The 16,173-nt window shown below is 68.6% G+C and carries 16 protein-coding genes; 12 read left to right on the top strand and 4 right to left on the bottom strand.

Annotated elements, in window-relative coordinates:
• The first annotated feature begins 3 nt into the window (after positions 1-3).
• Positions 4-327, top strand: a complete 324-nt coding sequence (locus ON38_RS17235; protein ID WP_039825848.1) for a DUF202 domain-containing protein — start codon at positions 4-6, stop codon at positions 325-327.
• A gap of 86 nt (positions 328-413) precedes the next feature.
• On the opposite strand, the gene ON38_RS17230 is transcribed toward ON38_RS17235, so the two are convergent.
• On the bottom strand, positions 414-920 hold the full coding sequence (locus ON38_RS17230) for a M23 family metallopeptidase (RefSeq protein ID WP_039825867.1): 507 nt from the start codon (positions 918-920) through the stop codon (positions 414-416).
• Positions 921-2,719: 1,799 nt separating this feature from the next.
• On the opposite strand from ON38_RS17230, the gene rpsB reads away from it, so the two are divergent.
• From rpsB to ON38_RS17200, 5 genes are all read left to right on the top strand, one after another.
• Entirely contained in the window at positions 2,720-3,559 is an 840-nt protein-coding gene (gene rpsB / locus ON38_RS17220; RefSeq protein ID WP_039825846.1) for a 30S ribosomal protein S2, read from the top strand.
• A gap of 147 nt (positions 3,560-3,706) precedes the next feature.
• Entirely contained in the window at positions 3,707-4,531 is an 825-nt protein-coding gene (tsf, locus tag ON38_RS17215; protein ID WP_039825845.1) for a translation elongation factor Ts, read from the top strand.
• Positions 4,532-4,808: 277 nt separating this feature from the next.
• Positions 4,809-5,537 (top strand): UMP kinase, encoded by a 729-nt coding sequence (gene pyrH / locus ON38_RS17210; protein ID WP_039825844.1) that lies wholly within the window; start codon positions 4,809-4,811, stop codon positions 5,535-5,537.
• A 50-nt stretch (positions 5,538-5,587) separates the two neighbouring features.
• Positions 5,588-6,145, top strand: a complete 558-nt coding sequence (gene frr, locus ON38_RS17205; RefSeq protein ID WP_039825843.1) for a ribosome recycling factor — start codon at positions 5,588-5,590, stop codon at positions 6,143-6,145.
• A gap of 245 nt (positions 6,146-6,390) precedes the next feature.
• Positions 6,391-7,359, top strand: a complete 969-nt coding sequence (locus ON38_RS17200) for a phosphatidate cytidylyltransferase (RefSeq protein ID WP_039825842.1) — start codon at positions 6,391-6,393, stop codon at positions 7,357-7,359.
• Between the two features lie 3 nt (positions 7,360-7,362).
• Here the strand turns inward: ON38_RS17200 and ON38_RS34965 are convergent, their stop codons facing one another.
• Positions 7,363-7,758 carry a LapA family protein gene (locus ON38_RS34965; RefSeq protein WP_039825841.1) on the bottom strand — a complete coding sequence of 132 codons (396 nt, stop codon included), beginning with the start codon at positions 7,756-7,758 and terminating at the stop codon, positions 7,363-7,365.
• A 131-nt stretch (positions 7,759-7,889) separates the two neighbouring features.
• On the opposite strand from ON38_RS34965, the gene rlmN reads away from it, so the two are divergent.
• The 3 genes from rlmN to lhgD all read left to right on the top strand — a co-directional run bounded on the left by rlmN (position 7,890) and on the right by lhgD (position 10,954).
• The gene (rlmN, locus tag ON38_RS17190) at positions 7,890-8,999 is read left to right on the top strand and encodes a dual-specificity RNA methyltransferase RlmN (protein ID WP_039825840.1); all 1,110 of its coding nucleotides are present in this window, start codon (positions 7,890-7,892) and stop codon (positions 8,997-8,999) included.
• Positions 9,000-9,091: 92 nt separating this feature from the next.
• The gene (locus ON38_RS17185) at positions 9,092-9,691 is read left to right on the top strand and encodes a Uma2 family endonuclease (RefSeq protein ID WP_039825839.1); all 600 of its coding nucleotides are present in this window, start codon (positions 9,092-9,094) and stop codon (positions 9,689-9,691) included.
• A gap of 51 nt (positions 9,692-9,742) precedes the next feature.
• Positions 9,743-10,954, top strand: coding sequence for an L-2-hydroxyglutarate dehydrogenase (lhgD, locus tag ON38_RS17180; RefSeq protein WP_039825838.1), 1,212 nt, complete (start codon positions 9,743-9,745; stop codon positions 10,952-10,954).
• Positions 10,955-10,978: 24 nt separating this feature from the next.
• Here lhgD and ON38_RS17175 read toward each other — a convergent pair whose 3' ends face one another.
• Together ON38_RS17175 and dxr are read right to left on the bottom strand one after the other, a co-directional pair.
• On the bottom strand, positions 10,979-12,181 hold the full coding sequence (locus ON38_RS17175) for a M50 family metallopeptidase (protein ID WP_039825837.1): 1,203 nt from the start codon (positions 12,179-12,181) through the stop codon (positions 10,979-10,981).
• A 125-nt stretch (positions 12,182-12,306) separates the two neighbouring features.
• The gene (gene dxr, locus ON38_RS17170; protein ID WP_039825836.1) at positions 12,307-13,446 is read right to left on the bottom strand and encodes a 1-deoxy-D-xylulose-5-phosphate reductoisomerase; all 1,140 of its coding nucleotides are present in this window, start codon (positions 13,444-13,446) and stop codon (positions 12,307-12,309) included.
• A 95-nt stretch (positions 13,447-13,541) separates the two neighbouring features.
• On the opposite strand from dxr, the gene ON38_RS17165 reads away from it, so the two are divergent.
• The 3 genes from ON38_RS17165 (at position 13,542) to ON38_RS17155 (ending at position 16,134) form a co-directional block, all read left to right on the top strand.
• A complete protein-coding gene (locus ON38_RS17165; RefSeq protein ID WP_039825835.1) occupies positions 13,542-13,808 on the top strand; it encodes a DUF2631 domain-containing protein in 267 nt (88 codons plus the stop codon).
• A 180-nt stretch (positions 13,809-13,988) separates the two neighbouring features.
• Positions 13,989-15,146, top strand: coding sequence for a flavodoxin-dependent (E)-4-hydroxy-3-methylbut-2-enyl-diphosphate synthase (gene ispG / locus ON38_RS17160; RefSeq protein ID WP_039825834.1), 1,158 nt, complete (start codon positions 13,989-13,991; stop codon positions 15,144-15,146).
• A 124-nt stretch (positions 15,147-15,270) separates the two neighbouring features.
• A complete protein-coding gene (locus tag ON38_RS17155; protein WP_083872752.1) occupies positions 15,271-16,134 on the top strand; it encodes a GNAT family N-acetyltransferase in 864 nt (287 codons plus the stop codon).
• Positions 16,135-16,173: the final 39 nt, after the last annotated feature.

Raw genomic sequence — 16,173 nt, 5'->3', positions numbered from 1 at the left:
GTCGTGACCGATTCGACCGACATCCGCCTGGCGGCGGAGCGGACGGCACTGTCGTGGCGGCGCACCTGTCTGGCGTGTCTGGTGGTCGACCTCCTGCTCCTGCGGATGGTGGTGACTGAGGGGTGGGATCCGGCCGCGCTCCTGCCGGGCATCGCCTGTCTCGTTCTGCTGTCGGTCGCCGTACTGGGCTACCGGCGTAGTCGCCGACTCCTCCTCGGTGCGTCCGATTCCGCGGCGGCCACTCTTGGTTCGGTCACCATTGCCATAACGTTTGCCGCGCTGGTCATCGCCGGTTATGCGATCGTGCACCCGAATCCGCACGGCTGAGGATCGCGAAGCGGCCCCGGCCCGGCGCGGGCCGGGGCCGCAAGGTGCGGTTCGTTCCGGCCTCTGAGCGCGACCGAGGCGGCCGCTCACCCGACGGCCGAGGGTGTGCCGTCGTCCACCGGCTTCAGCCTGATGGGCGTTCTTCCCAACAGTCGGAGCGGGTCGAGATATTCGCGGGATGCGTGCGCGGTGCTCTCCCGGCGTAGCCCCCAGTGCAGGCAGGCCGGTGCGGGGCACCCGGCGTGACCCGGGGTCAGTATTCCTATCCGGGTCTGCCGGGTGACCCGCCGGCCCAGCGGGACCTCGGCCTCCACCGGTTCGTATGTGGTCCGCAGACCTCCCTCGTGAAGTATCGCCACCACCGGTTTGCCCGCCACTTCGCCGGCGAACACCACGATGCCCGGCCCCGCCGCATAGACCGCCTGACCGGCTGTTCCGCCCAAATCCACCCCGCGATGGCCGGGCAGCCAGTCCTGGTCCGGGGGATCGAACGGCCGCTCGACCGTCGGGCGCGGACGCAGCGGCCAGTCGAACCCGGTCTCCGGGGCCGCCGCCGCGGAACCGGAGGAGAGCGCAGCGGCGACCGCGAGCATCACCACCGCCGGCCCGCGAACCGACCTGCCGGGCCGGAAGGACCTTCTCGGCCCGCTCCTCGGTCCGGCTGGGTTCGGTCCGGTGGGGCCGAGTCCTGCGGGGTCCGGTCCGGTGGGGCCTGCGCTCAACGCCCGCGGTCGGGGCACGGGCACCGCGGTGGTACGGGGCGCGGTGCCGGCCGGACGAGTTCGCCCACCAGATCTTCCAGTAGGGGAAGGATCCGGCAGATCGCGCCCGACCCGGTGGCCGAGCCCGAACTCGAGCCCGTGCCGCAGCCACCGGCCCGGCTCGACCCGGCCGGTGACCGGCGGGCCACCTCGTTCGAGGGCCCGCTGTCCGGCTCGGCGGGCATGGGGGCGCCGACGCCGGGCGGCCCGGATACCGCATCGGCCGGTGTGGCGGTCGAGGAATCTGCGGGTGATACCGGTACGCCGGTGCCGACTGGTGCGGTAGCGGTCGAGTCCGGGGCCGGAGTTCTTGCGGCGAGCGGAGCCTCGTTTTCCCACGCCGTCGTAGGAGGTGGAGCGGCCGGGTAGGTGTTCAGCGGGCGGGTAGCGGTCGTCGTCCGACCACCCGCGGAGGCGCGCGCGAGCAGGGCGGAATCGGCTGGAACCGCAGCGGCTGTGGGCGCGGGGCCGAGCGGAAACGCGAGGAACGCTGTAGTGAGCGCGGCACCGATCAGGCTCTCCGGGCCCCTTCGCCGGCGGCCGGGCCCGCGGCGGCCCGGCCGCCGCCGAGGCGTGCCGGAAATGGACAGGTGACAGCCCTCCACGCCGGGGCCGCGGACCGGGTTGCGCCCGGGAGAACGCCGGAGGTGGCGGTCCGGTGCGTGCCGTGCCGGTGCCTGCCCGGGGAGCGGTGTGGAGCGCGGGTGGATCACGGGGAAGCGGGTCGTGCGTATCGGCGTGGCCCGCTGTGACCCGCGGCCGCGCTCGGCCTGCGGTGAGCCGGTATCGGTGTGGCGCTTCTCGGGGGCCCCGGCCGAGCGGTGGGTCATCCTTCGCTCGTACCGCCTGGCCCGGCGGGCCAGATCGCTCGGTCCCGCGACCGGGTGTGCCCCGGGTTCCGAACGATCCCCGAAGCCGGCCGGGGGCGACGCCCGGTGCCGACCGCCGATTCGGCCGGGCTCGCGGTCTCCCACCGCACCGGACTCGTCCACCGGGACCGTGGCCGCGCCGCGTCCGCGCCCGGTGCAGCGCCCGGCACCGCGGCCGCGGTGGATATCCCGGGGCTGTTTCTCCGTGGTGCGCTGCGGCCATGCCGGTAGCGGGTGGGTCGGATGGTCGGCCGGGGGCGAGGATCTGCGGCGGCGCGCGATATGGGGCCAGCTCCGTGGCGCGGGTGGAAGGCCGGGGTCCGTCGCGGGCGTTCCGGCGGCCTCGGTGGGAGTGGTTTCGCAGGTCATATGCTCAGCCTGCGTGGGCCGTGGGCTACACGGAACCCGCAATTCCGGTACCTGTGGACAACTCGCTGTCTGTGAACAAACAGTGTTTCATTACGGTGTCCCGATGAGTCGGTCAAGGCCGGTCCGACCGGGCGATTTCCAGTTCGCGCAGCCCACGCCGTAAACTGGCCGAGCGGTCTGTGTTCGCACCGACCGACTTCGCGCACCACCGTGCTTGTTCATCGCGCTGTCCCATCCAGTTCCTGCGGGAACCGGCGAGGGCCGGCGCATTCCGGAACAGGGGACGTCTCGGCTGGTCCCGATCACCGATCGGGTCCGAGCGTTCTGTGGTGCCAGGGCAGCAGGCCGCCGGCCCGCTGCGTCAACCGGCAACGAAAGAGAGATACGAGAGCCATGGCTGTCGTAACCATGAAGCAGCTGCTCGACAGCGGCGCGCACTTCGGGCACCAGACCCGTCGCTGGAACCCGAAGATGAAGCGGTTCATCTTCACCGACCGCAACGGCATCTACATCATCGATCTGCAGCAGACGCTGACCTACATCGACAAGGCCTACGAATTCGTCAAGGAGACCGTCGCGCACGGCGGCACGGTCCTGTTCGTCGGCACCAAGAAGCAGGCGCAGGAGTCCATCGCGGCCGAGGCCACCCGGGTCGGTATGCCGTATGTGAACCAGCGCTGGCTCGGCGGCATGCTCACCAACTTCTCCACCGTGCACAAGCGTCTGCAGCGCCTCAAGGAGCTCGAGGCGATGGAGCAGACCGGTGGCTTCGAGGGTCGCACCAAGAAGGAAATCCTCATGCTCACGCGTGAGATGAACAAACTCGACCGCACCCTCGGCGGTATCCGGGATATGCAGAAGGTGCCGTCGGCCATCTGGGTCGTCGACACGAACAAGGAGCACATCGCCGTCGGCGAGGCGCGCAAACTGAACATCCCGGTCATCGCGATTCTGGACACCAACTGCGATCCCGACCTGGTCGACTACCCGATCCCGGGTAACGACGATGCGATCCGTTCGGCCGCGCTGCTCACCAAGGTCGTCGCATCCGCGGTGGCCGAGGGCGTGCAGGCCCGGGCCGGCCGTTCCGGTGGCGACGACAAGCCCGAGGCGAGCGCCGCCGAGCCGCTGCCCGAGTGGGAGCAGGAGCTGCTCGCGCAGGCCACCCCGAGCACCGAGGCCCCGGCGGAAGCCGCGGCCGAGGCGCCCGCGGAGACCCCGGCCGACGCCTGAGCCGAAAACTCGCGTTCGGCGGCCGCTCACCGGCCGGTGCCATGGTGAGCGCCGCCGGACCGCACTTCCCACAGTGGTGGTCACGGCTCGCCGAGTCGTGACCACCACTGCCCGGTACCAGACTTTCTCGAAGGAGGCTCGCCCCCGATGGCGAACTACACCGCCGCTGACGTGAAGCGGCTGCGGGAGCTCACCGGCTCCGGAATGATGGATTGTAAGAACGCGCTGGTCGAGACCGAGGGCGATTTCGACAAGGCCGTCGAGCTGCTGCGCATCAAGGGCGCCAAGGATGTCGGCAAGCGCGCCGAGCGCACCACTGCGGAAGGCCTGGTCATCGCCAAGGACGGCGTGATGGTCGAGATCAACTCCGAGACCGACTTCGTCGCGAAGAACGCGGAATTCCAGGCGCTGGCCGATAAGATCGCCGCCGCGGCCGCGGCCGCGAAGCCCGCCGATGTGGACGCGCTCAAGGCCGTGGCCCTCGACGGTCAGACCGTCGACGAGGCCCTGCAGGCGCTGGCCGCCAAGATCGGCGAGAAGCTGGAACTGCGTCGCGTCGTCTCCCTGGACGGCCCCGTCGCCACCTACCTGCACAAGCGTGCCTCGGACCTGCCGCCCGCCGTCGGCGTGCTGGTGGAGTACACCGGTTCCGGCGAGGCCGCCGCCGAAGCGGCCCGTGGCGCCGCCATGCAGGTCGCCGCGCTCAAGGCGAAGTACGTCACCCGCGATGAGGTACCCGCCGATATCGTCGAGAACGAGCGGCGCATCGCCGAGCAGACCGCACGCGAAGAGGGCAAGCCCGAAGCCGCGCTCCCGAAGATCACCGAGGGCCGCGTCAACGGGTTCTTCAAGGATGTCGTCCTGCTGGAGCAGCCGTCGGTCACCGACAACAAGAAGACCGTGAAGGCGCTGCTGGACGAGGCGGGTGTCACGGTCACCAAGTTCGCCCGTTTCGAGGTCGGCCAGGCCTGAGCCGATCCTCGACTCCGGAGGAAACCCCCGTCGCGGTGGACGCGGCGGGGGTTTCGTTCTGAGATCGGCCCGCAGGGGTCCCTGGTACCGAGGCGCGCGGGCGGGTAGGGCAGGATAGAGGCCGCTTTCCGTTGGGGCCGCGCCCGGTATGCCACATCCCGCTCGGACCGGGCCGGCCGTGGCAGCGGACGGCGCCGGGCTCCGGCGTCCCCGCCCCGCCACCACGATGAGCACGACCGACCGCGAACACACCGATTGCCGAAGGAGACGCCAGCCGATGACGTACCCGGGGACCGACCGCCCAGGATATCGCCGGGTATTGCTGAAACTCGGTGGTGAAATGTTCGGCGGCGGCGCGGTGGGCCTGGACCCCGACGTGGTGGAGACCGTGGCGGAGCAGATCGCCGAGATCGTGAGCTCCGGTGTGCAGGTCGCGGTCGTGATCGGCGGCGGGAATTTCTTTCGCGGCGCCGAACTCGAGGAACGCGGCATGGAGCGGGCCCGGTCCGATTACATGGGCATGCTCGGTACCGTGATGAACAGCCTGGCGCTGCAGGACTTCCTCCAGCAACAGGGTGTGGACACTCGGGTACAGACCGCTATCACCATGGGCCAGGTCGCCGAGCCCTACCTGCCGCTGCGCGCCAAGCGGCATCTGGAGAAGGGCCGCGTCGTGATCTTCGGCGCCGGTATGGGGATGCCGTACTTCTCCACCGACACCACCGCCGCGCAGCGCGCGCTGGAGATCGGTGCGGAGGTGGTGCTCATGGCCAAGGCCGTCGACGGGGTGTTCAACGCCGATCCCCGGCTGGATCCCGACGCCACCATGTACCACGAGATCACGCACAAGGAAGTGATCGAACGCGATCTGAAGGTCGCCGACGCGACGGCGTTCAGTTTGTGCATGGACAACCAGATGCCCATGCTGGTGTTCAATTTGTTGACCAAGGGCAATATCGCCCGGGCGGTGGCCGGTGAGAAGATCGGCACATTGGTTCGATCCTGATACCGCGGGCCCGCGGGTCATGACGATGACGACGCAGTGGAGGAACGGTCGTGATTGAAGAAGCGCTCTTCGACGCCGAGGAGAAGATGGAGAAGGCCGTCTCGGTGGCGAAGGACGATCTCGGCAGAATCCGTACCGGGCGCGCGAATCCGGGGATGTTCGCCCGGGTGGTGGTCGACTACTACGGAGCGCCGACCCCGATCACCCAGATGTCGAGTATCACCGTGCCGGAGCCGCGGATGGTGGTGGTCAAACCCTACGAGCAGGCGCAGCTGGGCCCGATCGAGACCGCGATCCGCAATTCCGATCTGGGCGTGAACCCGACCAACAACGGTGACATCCTGCGGATCAGCATTCCGCAGCTCACCGAGGAGCGCCGCCGTGAGCTGGTCAAACAGGCCAAGCAGAAGGGCGAGGACGCCAAGGTCGCGATCCGCAATGTGCGCCGCAAGGCGATGGAGGAGCTGGGCCGGATCCAGAAGGACGGCGAAGCCGGCGAGGACGAGGTCGGGCGCGCCGAGAAGGAACTGGACAAGACCACGGCCAGATATGTCGGCCAGATCGACGACCTGGTGAAGCACAAGGAAGCCGAACTGCTCGAGGTCTAGAGCGGTGGCCGGGCGGTGAGCCCGTCGTCTCCGCGGTGGTACCTTGCGCAGGCGTGCCGGTCTGCCGGTGCGCGTGACGTCCGAAGCGGCACGAGCGGTAGGTGCCGCGCGGAATGCGGTGTCCGTGGTGAACGGGCACCGGACCGGTAATTCACCCGGCCCGCCGGCCGGTGAACTGCCGCACAATGGGAACAGCGGAGCGAGCAACGCCCGCAACGGGTGGGAACGAACGGAACGACGACGAGTTGAGCGACGGGACAATCGTGGCCGAGAAAGCCGCCGCGACCGGTGCGGCCCGACCGCAGCCGCCGGCCGAGGGCATATCCGAACCGACACCGGCACCGACGGGAGCGCCCGGCGCGGCCGGAGCGCCCGGGGGCACCGAACCCCGGCGCTCGCGCGCGGGCCGGAACTTACCCGCGGCCCTGGCGGTCGGGTCGACCCTCGGGGTGTTGTGCATCGTCGTCCTGCTGTTCGTGCCGAAGGTGTTCATCGGTGTCGCCGGGCTCGCGGTGGGTATCGCCACCTGGGAGGTCGCCAAGCGGCTGCGCGAAGCCGATGTGCTGGTGCCCCGGACGCCGTTGATCGTCGGCGGGCAGGCGGTGTTCTGGTTGGGCTGGCCGTTCGGCCCGGGCGGGGTGACCGGCGCCTTCGCGGCGACAGCACTGGTCTGCATGGTGTGGCGGCTGTTCGATCACGGGCTGCGCACCGCCCCGCGCAACTTCCTGCGCGATACCGCCATCACGGTGTTCACCCTGGCGTGGATCCCGCTGCTGGCCTCGTTCGCGGTGCTGCTCCTGCTCGAGGAGCCGGACGGCAATCTGCGGGTCCTGACCTTCATGATCCTGGTGGTGTGCTCCGATGTCGGCGGTTATGTCGCCGGGGTGCTGTTCGGCCGCCATCCCATGGTGCCCTCGATCAGCCCGAAGAAATCATGGGAGGGTTTCTGCGGTTCGCTGGTCTTCGCGATCATCGGCGGCCTGCTCACGGTCACGCTGCTGCTCGAAGCGAATTCCATGATCGGCGTGGTGCTCGGGATCGGCCTGGTGGTCGTGGCCACCCTGGGTGATCTGGTCGAATCGCAGATCAAACGCGAGCTGGGCATCAAGGATATGGGCACCATGCTGCCGGGGCACGGCGGAATCATGGACCGGCTCGATTCGATGCTGCCCTCGGCCTTCGTGTCCTGGCTGGTGCTCAGCACCCTGCTCTGAGGTTCAGGCGCGATGGTGCACGGCGCGCCGTAACTGAACGATGCGCACCCCGCCCACCAGCGCCATGACCAGTGCTCCGGCTATCACCGACAGCAGGATCGTGACGCCCAGCGGGAGCGAGAAGTTCCAGAACAGCATCTCCACCTCGGTGCTCTCGGAATTCTGCAGGATGAAGATCAGCAGGACGATGCCGAGCAGCGCCGCCACGATCAGCGCCACCCAGGCATTACCCACCCGGGACTTCTCCACCTCCTTGCGTCGGCGGGTGTCGGCCGCGGGAGGCCGGCCGGTGGCATCGGGCGCGGGTTTCCCGGCTCCGGTGGGCGCCCCCGGTCGTGTCGCAGGTGGCTCCTTCGGTAGCGCGCGGGTCTCGGGTGTCGGTTCATCAGGTGTTGCCATATTTCGATGATTGCCGACAGCTATCGGCTGTGCACGGATTTCCGGCCCGCCGGTCGATATCGGTCGGGCACCGGTCGGTCGCGGCGGCTCGGCACAGGTCACATTCAGGGAGATGACACACTGGTAGGACTATGACCGTCTCCTTGCCCCTGGTTTTCGACGCCCCGCGCCGCGGTATGCCGCCGCGCCATCTGGCCGATCTCGATGCCGACGGCCGTCGGGCCGCCATGGCCGAGCTGGGCCTGCCGAAGTTCCGCGCGGACCAGATCGCGCGCCAGTACTACGGGCGGTTGCAGGCCGATCCGGCGGAGATGACCGATCTACCGGCCGCGGTCCGCGAGAAAGTGGCGGAGGCGTTGTTCCCGCCGCTGCTCACTCCGGTCCGGCAGATCGCCTGTGATGCCGGGGAGACCCGGAAGACGCTGTGGCGAGCCGGGGACGGGACCCTGCTGGAAAGCGTGCTCATGCGTTACCCGGATCGGGCCACGCTGTGCATCTCCAGCCAGGCCGGCTGCGGTATGGCCTGCCCCTTCTGCGCGACAGGGCAGGGCGGGCTGAACCGAAACCTCTCGACCGCCGAGATCGTCGACCAGGTCCGCGCCGCGGCGGCCGATCTGCGGGACGGCGCCGTCTCCGGCGGTCCGGGGCGGCTGTCCAACATCGTGTTCATGGGAATGGGTGAACCGCTGGCCAACTACAAGCGGGTGGTGAACGCGGTACGCCGCATCACCTCGCCCGCGCCGGACGGTCTCGGCATCTCCCAGCGCAATGTGGTGGTGTCGACAGTGGGTCTGGCTCCGGCGATCCGCAAACTCGCCGACGAGGACCTTTCGGTGACGCTCGCGGTATCCCTGCACACCCCCGACGACGAACTGCGTGACACCCTGGTCCCGGTGAACAACCGCTGGCCGGTATCGGAGGTACTCGACGCCGCTCGCTACTACGCCGACAAATCCGGTCGGCGGGTTTCCATCGAGTACGCGCTGATCCGGGATATCAACGATCAGCCGTGGCGCGCGGACATGCTGGGCCAGAAGCTGCACAAGGCGCTGGGCTCCCGCGTGCACGTCAATGTCATCCCGCTGAATCCCACCCCCGGCAGCAAATGGGATGCCAGCCCCAAGCCGGTGGAGCGGGAGTTCGTGCGCCGGGTCGAGGCACAGGGCGTGCCGTGCACGGTGCGCGACACCCGCGGTCAGGAGATCGCCGCGGCGTGCGGTCAGCTGGCCGCGGAGGGCTGAGTTCCGGACGGTGCCGGAGCCTTCGCCGGAGGGCAGCCGGGTTGAGCGGCTTCGTTGTGGCTCGTGGGCACCCGACCTGACATGATGCCTGCATGAGCGCCTCCGATGAGCATGACGAGCTGCGCCTCACCGCCGAAGAGTTCGCCGACGGTGCCGCGGCCGAACTCGGTGATATGGAGATCGTCGACGGCCGTGTCATACGGCTCATGGCCCAGAGCCCGCTGCACAGCAGGGTTATCCGGCGCCTGGCGGGCCTGCTCGAAAGCGGACGTCGTGAGGGCGGTCCGTGCATGGTCATCGACTCCGATATTGCCGTGCGGTTCGCCGACTCGGATTCACCCGCCCCGGATCGACGGCTGAACATCCGATATCCGGATATCTGGATTCGTGACTGTGAACCATACGACGTCAATACAGTGCGGGACCACATATTGCTGATCGTCGAGGTCACCTCCGGATCCACCATCGATGTCGATATCATCGACAAACGTATCCAGTATGCGGCTGCAGGTATCCCCCGCTATCTGATCATTCGGCTCGACCAGAAGGAAGACAGGATCGAGGAAATCGAGGAATACCGCCTGGACTGGTCCGGACGACGGTATTCGGTGTACACCGTGCACCGCCGGGTGCTGCTGCTCGACGAGCCGGTCGAGGTGACGATCCCCTTCGATTCGCTGGAACAACCCTGAGTGGCGGACCCGAACGGGTGCAGTCGAACGTGGTGTGAGGGGAACGGATACATGGGTGAGCAGGTCGTCGCGATCGTCGGGGCCGGGATCGTCGGGCTGGCGATCGGGCGGGAACTCGCCCGCCGGCGCCCCGCGGACCGGATCGTGGTGCTGGAGAAGGAAGACCGGGTCGCGGTCCATCAGACCGGCCACAACTCGGGAGTGGTGCACGCCGGGATCTATTACCCGCCGGGGAGTTTGAAGGCGACCTTGTGCGCCCGGGGCCGGTCGCTGCTGCGGGATTACTGTGCCGAGCGCGAGCTGCCCTATGACGAATGCGGCAAACTCGTCATCGCGGTGGACGACGAGGAAATGCCCCGGCTCGAAGCACTGCGGGCACGGGCCGGGACCAATGCGGTTCCCGGGCTGCGCCGAGTGGACCGGGCGGAGATCCGCGAGATCGAACCCTTCGCCGAAGGCATCGCCGCGTTGTATTCGCCGCATACCGCTATCACCGATTTCCGCCGGGTGGCGGAATCCTTCGCCACGGATCTCACGGAATCCGGTGGGGAGGTGCGGTTGTCGTGCGCGGTGGACCGAATCTCCCCGACGGTAGCGGGCATCGAGCTGGCGACAGGGGAAGAGGTGCTGCGTGCGGACCGGGTGGTGATCTGCGCGGGGCTGCACGCCGATACCGTGGCCGGGCTCGCCGGCGCCGAACCCGGGCCGCGGATTGTGCCGTTCCGCGGCGAATACATGAACGTGGTTGCCGCGAAAGCCGATATGGTGCGCGGGCTGGTGTATCCGGTGCCGGACCCGCGCTACCCGTTTCTGGGAGTGCATTTCACGCGGCGCGTCTCCGGCACGGTCGAGGTCGGGCCCAACGCGGTCCTCGCCTTCGCGCGCGAAGGCTATCGGCGTGGTGATTTCTCGCTGCGCGACCTTGCGGATACCGTGCGCTGGCCCGGGTTCCGCCGGATGGCACGGCAGCACTGGCGCACCGGGCTCGAGGAGATGTACGGCTCGCTGTCGGTGGCCGCGTACATGCGCAGGGCACAGCGCTACATTCCGGAGATCGGCGCCACGGATGTGGTCCGCGGGGGCAGCGGCGTGCGGGCACAGGCCCTGGATGCCGACGGCGCCCTGGTGGACGATTTCCGGATCGACCGGCTCGGCCGGGTCACCGCCGTCCGGAACGCGCCCTCACCCGCGGCGACGTCGTCGCTCGCCATCGCCGAATATGTGGTCGACGTCATCGAAGGCGAGAACACCACAGCGCGCTGACCGGGAGATGGCCTCTGCGCGGGATCAGGGGAAGAGTTGGATCGGATTGATGATGTCGGCTGCGAGGGTGAGCAACATGTACGCACCACCGACGACCACCGCGACGTAGGTGAGTGGGAGCAGTTTCAGGTAGTCGACCGGTGCGCCCGGGGACAGCCCCTTCCAGCCGCGGATGGTGTTGCGGATCTTCTCGTACAGCACCACCGCGATATGCCCGCCGTCCAGTGGCAGCAGGGGCAGGATGTTGAACGCGCCCAGGAAGAAGTTCAAGCTGGCCAGGATGAGAATGAAAGCATTCCAGTAGCCGCGCTCGGCGGTTTCCCCACCGATCTTGCTGGCGCCGTACACACTGACCGGGGTCTCCCGATCGCGTTCGCCCCCGGTCACCGCGTCCCACAGCGAGGCCACCTTGGCCGGCATCTGGGCCAGCGACTGGAAGGTGCGAACGAACATCTCGCCGGTGAACGCGGCCGACGCGGGGATCGCGCCGAGAACGCCGTACTGGACCGGTCCGTAGAACTCCTGGCCGACGCCGACGACGCTCACCTCCCGGCCGGGGCCGCCGTCACGGGGGTAACGCATGGCCTGTTCCGGGACGACCTCGAGGGTCAGCGTCTGCCCGTCGCGGTCGACGGTGTAGGTGAACGGTCCATTCTGCTGCTGGGTCCGGGTCTGGAATTCTTCCCAGGTGTCCACGCTCTCGCCGTTGATCGCGGTCACCACGTCGCCGCGCTGGAGCCCGGCGCGCTGCGCGGGGCCCGGGCCGGTGCAGGCGCCCAGCGTACGGTCGGGGTTCTGCGGCGCGACACAGCTCATATCGCCGATCGTGGTCTCCGGCGGCTGGTTCAGGTTCGGCAGGCCCCAGCCGACCGCCAGGACGACGATCAGCAGGAAGCCGAGCAGGAAGTTCATCCCGATACCACCGGACATCACCAGGAGGCGTTTCCAGGTGGCCTGCCGGTACATGGCCCGGTCGACCTCTTCGGGTTCCAGCTCGTCGAGCGCGGTCATTCCGGCGATATCGCAGAACCCGCCCAGCGGGAGCCATTTCACGCCGTATTCGGTCTCCCCTCGCCGGAACGAGAACATCTTCGGGCCGAACCCGATGAAATACCGGCGCACCTTCATACCGGTGGCCTGCGCGGTCCACATGTGCCCGCATTCGTGCAGCGCGATCGAAATCGTGATGCCGAGGGCGAACAGCACGAACCCCAACACGAACAGCATGTGGTCTACAGCCCTCCTGCGGTGCGCAGATCATTACTCCCGGCCCGCACAGAGACCGGAGCGGCCGCGAGCACGTGTCCACAGTAACCGCCCGCGTGCGGTGCCTCGACCATCCGCGACATCGATTACCGCTGTACGAGGGTACGGGCACGCTCGCGTGCCCACTCGTCGGCCGCGAGTACCTCGGCGAGTTCGGTGGGTTCGGTGCGCCACTGGCCGGCGTCGCGTACCGCCTGCTCCACGGTGCGCACGATCTCCGGGAACCGGATCCGGCCGTCGAGGAAGGCCTGCACCGCGACCTCGTTGGCCGCGTTGTACACAGCCGGTACGCAGCCGCCGGCGGTACCGGCTTCCCGGGCCAGTTCCACAGCTGGGAACACCTCGTTGTCCACGGGTTCGAAGGTCCAGGTGGCGGCGGTACCGAAATCGCACGGTGTGGCGGCCCCGGGGACCCGATCCGGCCAGCCCAGCGCCAAGGCGATCGGCAGCTTCATATCCGGCGGGCTGGCCTGTGCGAGGGTGGAGCCGTCGGTGAAGGTGACCATGGAGTGCACGATGGATTGCGGGTGCACGGTGACCTCGATGCGGTCGTAGGGGACACCGAACAGGAGATGCGTTTCGATCAGTTCCAGGCCCTTGTTGACCAGGGAGGCCGAGTTCAGGGTGTTCATCGGACCCATGGACCAGGTGGGATGGGTTTTCGCCTCGGCGGGGTTCACGCCGTCCAGCATTTCGGTGGTCCAGCCGCGGAACGGCCCACCGGACGCGGTCAGGACCAGTGTGGCGACCTCCTCGGCCCGCCCACCGCGCAGGCACTGGGCCAGCGCGGAATGCTCGGAATCGACCGGTACCAGCTGGCCCGGACGAGCGGCCCGGGTAACCAGCGACCCGCCCGCCACCAGCGATTCCTTGTTCGCCAGCGCCAGCGTCGCGCCGGTTTCCAACGCGGCCAGCGTGGGCTCCAGGCCCAGTGACCCGACCAGCGCGTTGAGTACGACATCGGCCTCGGTGCGCCGGACCAGCTCGGTCACCGCGCCTGCGCCGGTCAGCGGGACCCCCAGTTCGGCGCCCGCGACCGGATCGGCCACGGCCACCGCGGTCGTGCCGGTGGCGGCCATCTGCGCGGCGAGCAATTCGGTGTTCCCGCCGCCCGCGGCCAGACCGACGACTTCGAATCTGTCCGGATTCGCGGCGATCACCTCGAGGGCCTGGGTGCCGATGGACCCGGTGCTGCCGAGCAGGAGGACTCTGCGGAGATCTGACACCTGCCCATTGTCACCGACCGTGCCCCTGCTGGCTACGACGGGCGGTCGTATGCCACGATATCGGGCAGTATCCGTTCTCTCGAGGAGGAGCGATCGTGGCCGCCACGGAAGTCGAAACCACCAGCGACAAGGCTGTCGTCACCAAGGTGGATCCCGCAGAGGTTCCGTCGGCGGCCTGGGGCTGGAGCGGGGAGTCCCGCCGGACGTTCCAGGTGGCCGCGGTCGTGGTGATCGTGATCCTGCTGGGCATGCTCAAGGGCAATCACCACGGCAAGGTCGAGGATCTCTACCTGATCGGATTCGCCGCTGCCCTGGCGATCATTGTCGTCCGGGACGCGCTGCTGCGCCGCAAACCGCGGTAACCGGCGGTTTCTTCTGCGGCTGCTCTGCCCCGCGAGGTTCCGCGGGCTACGGCGAGGTGACGTCCCGGTGACGTGCCGGTGCCGGTCCCGGCTGTTGTCCATGTCTCCACGGCCCCCGGTCGGGGCGGGACTACACTCGGCACCGACCGGCCGGACCAGTACGAAAGTAGGCAGCCGAAAGTGACCAGCACAATCGGATTGGGGATGCCGACCGCACCGGCCGCGGTGCTCGCACCGCGGCGCAGAACCCGCCAGCTGATGGTGGGCGGTGTCGGTGTGGGCAGCGATCACCCGATCTCGGTGCAGTCGATGACGACGACCAGAACGCACGATGTGAACGCGACATTGCAGCAGATCGCGGAGCTCACCGCCTCGGGCTGCGATATCGTGCGGGTGGCGTGCCCGCGGCAGGAGGATGCCGACGCGCTACCCACGATCGCGAAGAAATCGCAGATCCCGGTGATCGCCGATATCCACTTCCAGCCGCGCTACATCTTCGCCGCCATCGATGCGGGCTGTGCGGCCGTCCGGGTGAACCCGGGCAACATCAAAGAATTCGACGGCCGGGTGAAAGAGGTCGCCAAGGCGGCCGGTGCCGCCGGCATCCCGATCCGGATCGGCGTGAACGCCGGTTCCCTCGACAAGCGGATGATGGCCAAGTACGGCAAGGCCACCCCGGAAGCGCTGGTGGAGTCGGCGCTGTGGGAGGCGAGCCTGTTCGAGGAGCACGGGTTCGGCGATATCAAGATCTCGGTCAAGCACAACGACCCGGTGGTGATGGTCGAGGCGTACCGGCAGCTGGCCGCGCAGTGTGACTACCCGCTGCACCTCGGCGTCACCGAGGCGGGCCCGGCTTTCCAGGGCACCGTGAAATCCGCGGTCGCGTTCGGCGCGCTGCTGAGCGAGGGAATCGGCGACACCATCCGCGTTTCGCTGTCCGCGCCGCCGGCCGAGGAAGTGAAGGTCGGCGGGCAGATCCTGCAGTCGCTGAATCTGCGGCCCCGCAAACTCGAGATCGTGTCCTGCCCGTCCTGTGGTCGCGCGCAGGTCGATGTGTACACCCTGGCCGACGAGGTCACCGCCGGGCTGGACGGTCTGGAGGTACCGCTGCGGGTCGCGGTCATGGGCTGTGTGGTGAACGGTCCGGGCGAGGCGCGCGAGGCCGATCTCGGTGTGGCCTCCGGCAACGGCAAGGGGCAGATCTTCGTCAAGGGTGAAGTCGTGAAGACGGTGCCCGAGGCGCAGATCGTGGAAACCCTCATCGAAGAGGCGATGCGGATCGCCGAGGAGATGGGTGAGGACGCCGGGACCGGTGAACCGGTCGTCAGCGTGGGCTGAGTTCCCCGCGCCACCGGCTCGCCGACGTGGCGAGCCGGTGGGCGCTGCCCGATCCGGACGCGCCGCGCGGACGCTTTCCGGATATTCGTACCGTCCCGGTGCGGTTCATGGCAGGCTGTTGTAGGTGCGGAGTCTGCTGGAGCCGACCCGGCGCGCGAAATACGTTCCCGCGCGTCAGCTCGCCAAGCGGGACCTTGCCCAGGTACTCCGGGTCCTCGACGATGATCCGGTGGCCACCTGCATGGTCGCCGCCCGGTTACAGGAATACGGTCTGGACAACCGGTGCGGTCAGGGTGAGCTGTGGAGTCACGGCGGCCCTTCGGAATCACTGTGCTTCTCCGGAGTGAATCTCATCCCGCTGCGCGGCGGGCGTGAGGCGCTGCGCGCCTTCGCCGACCGGGCCATCCGATGGCCCCGGATCTGCTCGTCGGTGGTGGGCCGGCAGGAACTCGCCCTGCCGCTGTGGGAGATGCTCGCCGACCATTGGGGTCCGGAACGGGAACTGCGCGGCGCGCAGCCGTTGCTGGCGCTCACCGATACCGCCCTGTCGGCCCCCGACCCGCAGGTGCGCCAGGTGCGCCCCGAAGAACTCGACCGGTATCTCGCGGCGGCGATCGCGATGTTCATCGAGGAGGTCGGGATCGACCCGCGGGCCGGGGACGGGGGCCGCGGCTATCGGCGCCGTGTGGCCGGACTGATCCAGGCCGGCCGGGCCTGGGCGCGGTTCGCCGACGGCGAGGTCGTGTTCAAGGCGGAGGTGGGTGCGCAATCCCGGCGCACCGGGCAGATCCAGGGCGTCTGGGTGCATCCCGACCATCGGGGGCAGGGCCTGGGCACGGCGGGTACGGCGGCGGTGGCCAACTCGGTGGTCGCCACCGGACGGACGGCGAGCCTGTACGTCAACGACTACAACGAGGTGGCCCGGCGGGCCTATCGGGCCGTCGGGTTCCGTCAGATCGCCACCTTCGCCACGGTCCTGCTCGACTGACCGGACCGGATCCGGTGTGCCGCAGGTGATCACCGGCTC

Origin of the sequence: Nocardia testacea NBRC 100365, assembly GCF_000308775.1 — a bacterium.
GTDB lineage: Bacteria > Actinomycetota > Actinomycetes > Mycobacteriales > Mycobacteriaceae > Nocardia > Nocardia testacea.
The sequence above is the reverse complement of the archived record's forward strand: the minus strand, read 5'-3'. Positions and strand labels throughout refer to the sequence as shown.

Excerpts from the sequence above, each read along its gene's own strand:
- rlmN (WP_039825840.1), top strand. The coding sequence starts at position 7,890 with ATGACCGTCTCCTTGCCCCTGGTTTTCGACGCCCCGCGCCGCGGTATG.
- ON38_RS17185 (WP_039825839.1), top strand. The coding sequence starts at position 9,092 with ATGAGCGCCTCCGATGAGCATGACGAGCTGCGCCTCACCGCCGAAGAG.
- ON38_RS17230 (WP_039825867.1), bottom strand. The coding sequence starts at position 920 with ATGCTCGCGGTCGCCGCTGCGCTCTCCTCCGGTTCCGCGGCGGCGGCC.
- tsf (WP_039825845.1), top strand. The coding sequence starts at position 3,707 with ATGGCGAACTACACCGCCGCTGACGTGAAGCGGCTGCGGGAGCTCACC.
- ON38_RS34965 (WP_039825841.1), bottom strand. The coding sequence starts at position 7,758 with ATGGCAACACCTGATGAACCGACACCCGAGACCCGCGCGCTACCGAAG.
- pyrH (WP_039825844.1), top strand. The coding sequence starts at position 4,809 with ATGACGTACCCGGGGACCGACCGCCCAGGATATCGCCGGGTATTGCTG.
- lhgD (WP_039825838.1), top strand. The coding sequence starts at position 9,743 with ATGGGTGAGCAGGTCGTCGCGATCGTCGGGGCCGGGATCGTCGGGCTG.
- ON38_RS17175 (WP_039825837.1), bottom strand. The coding sequence starts at position 12,181 with ATGCTGTTCGTGTTGGGGTTCGTGCTGTTCGCCCTCGGCATCACGATT.
- rpsB (WP_039825846.1), top strand. The coding sequence starts at position 2,720 with ATGGCTGTCGTAACCATGAAGCAGCTGCTCGACAGCGGCGCGCACTTC.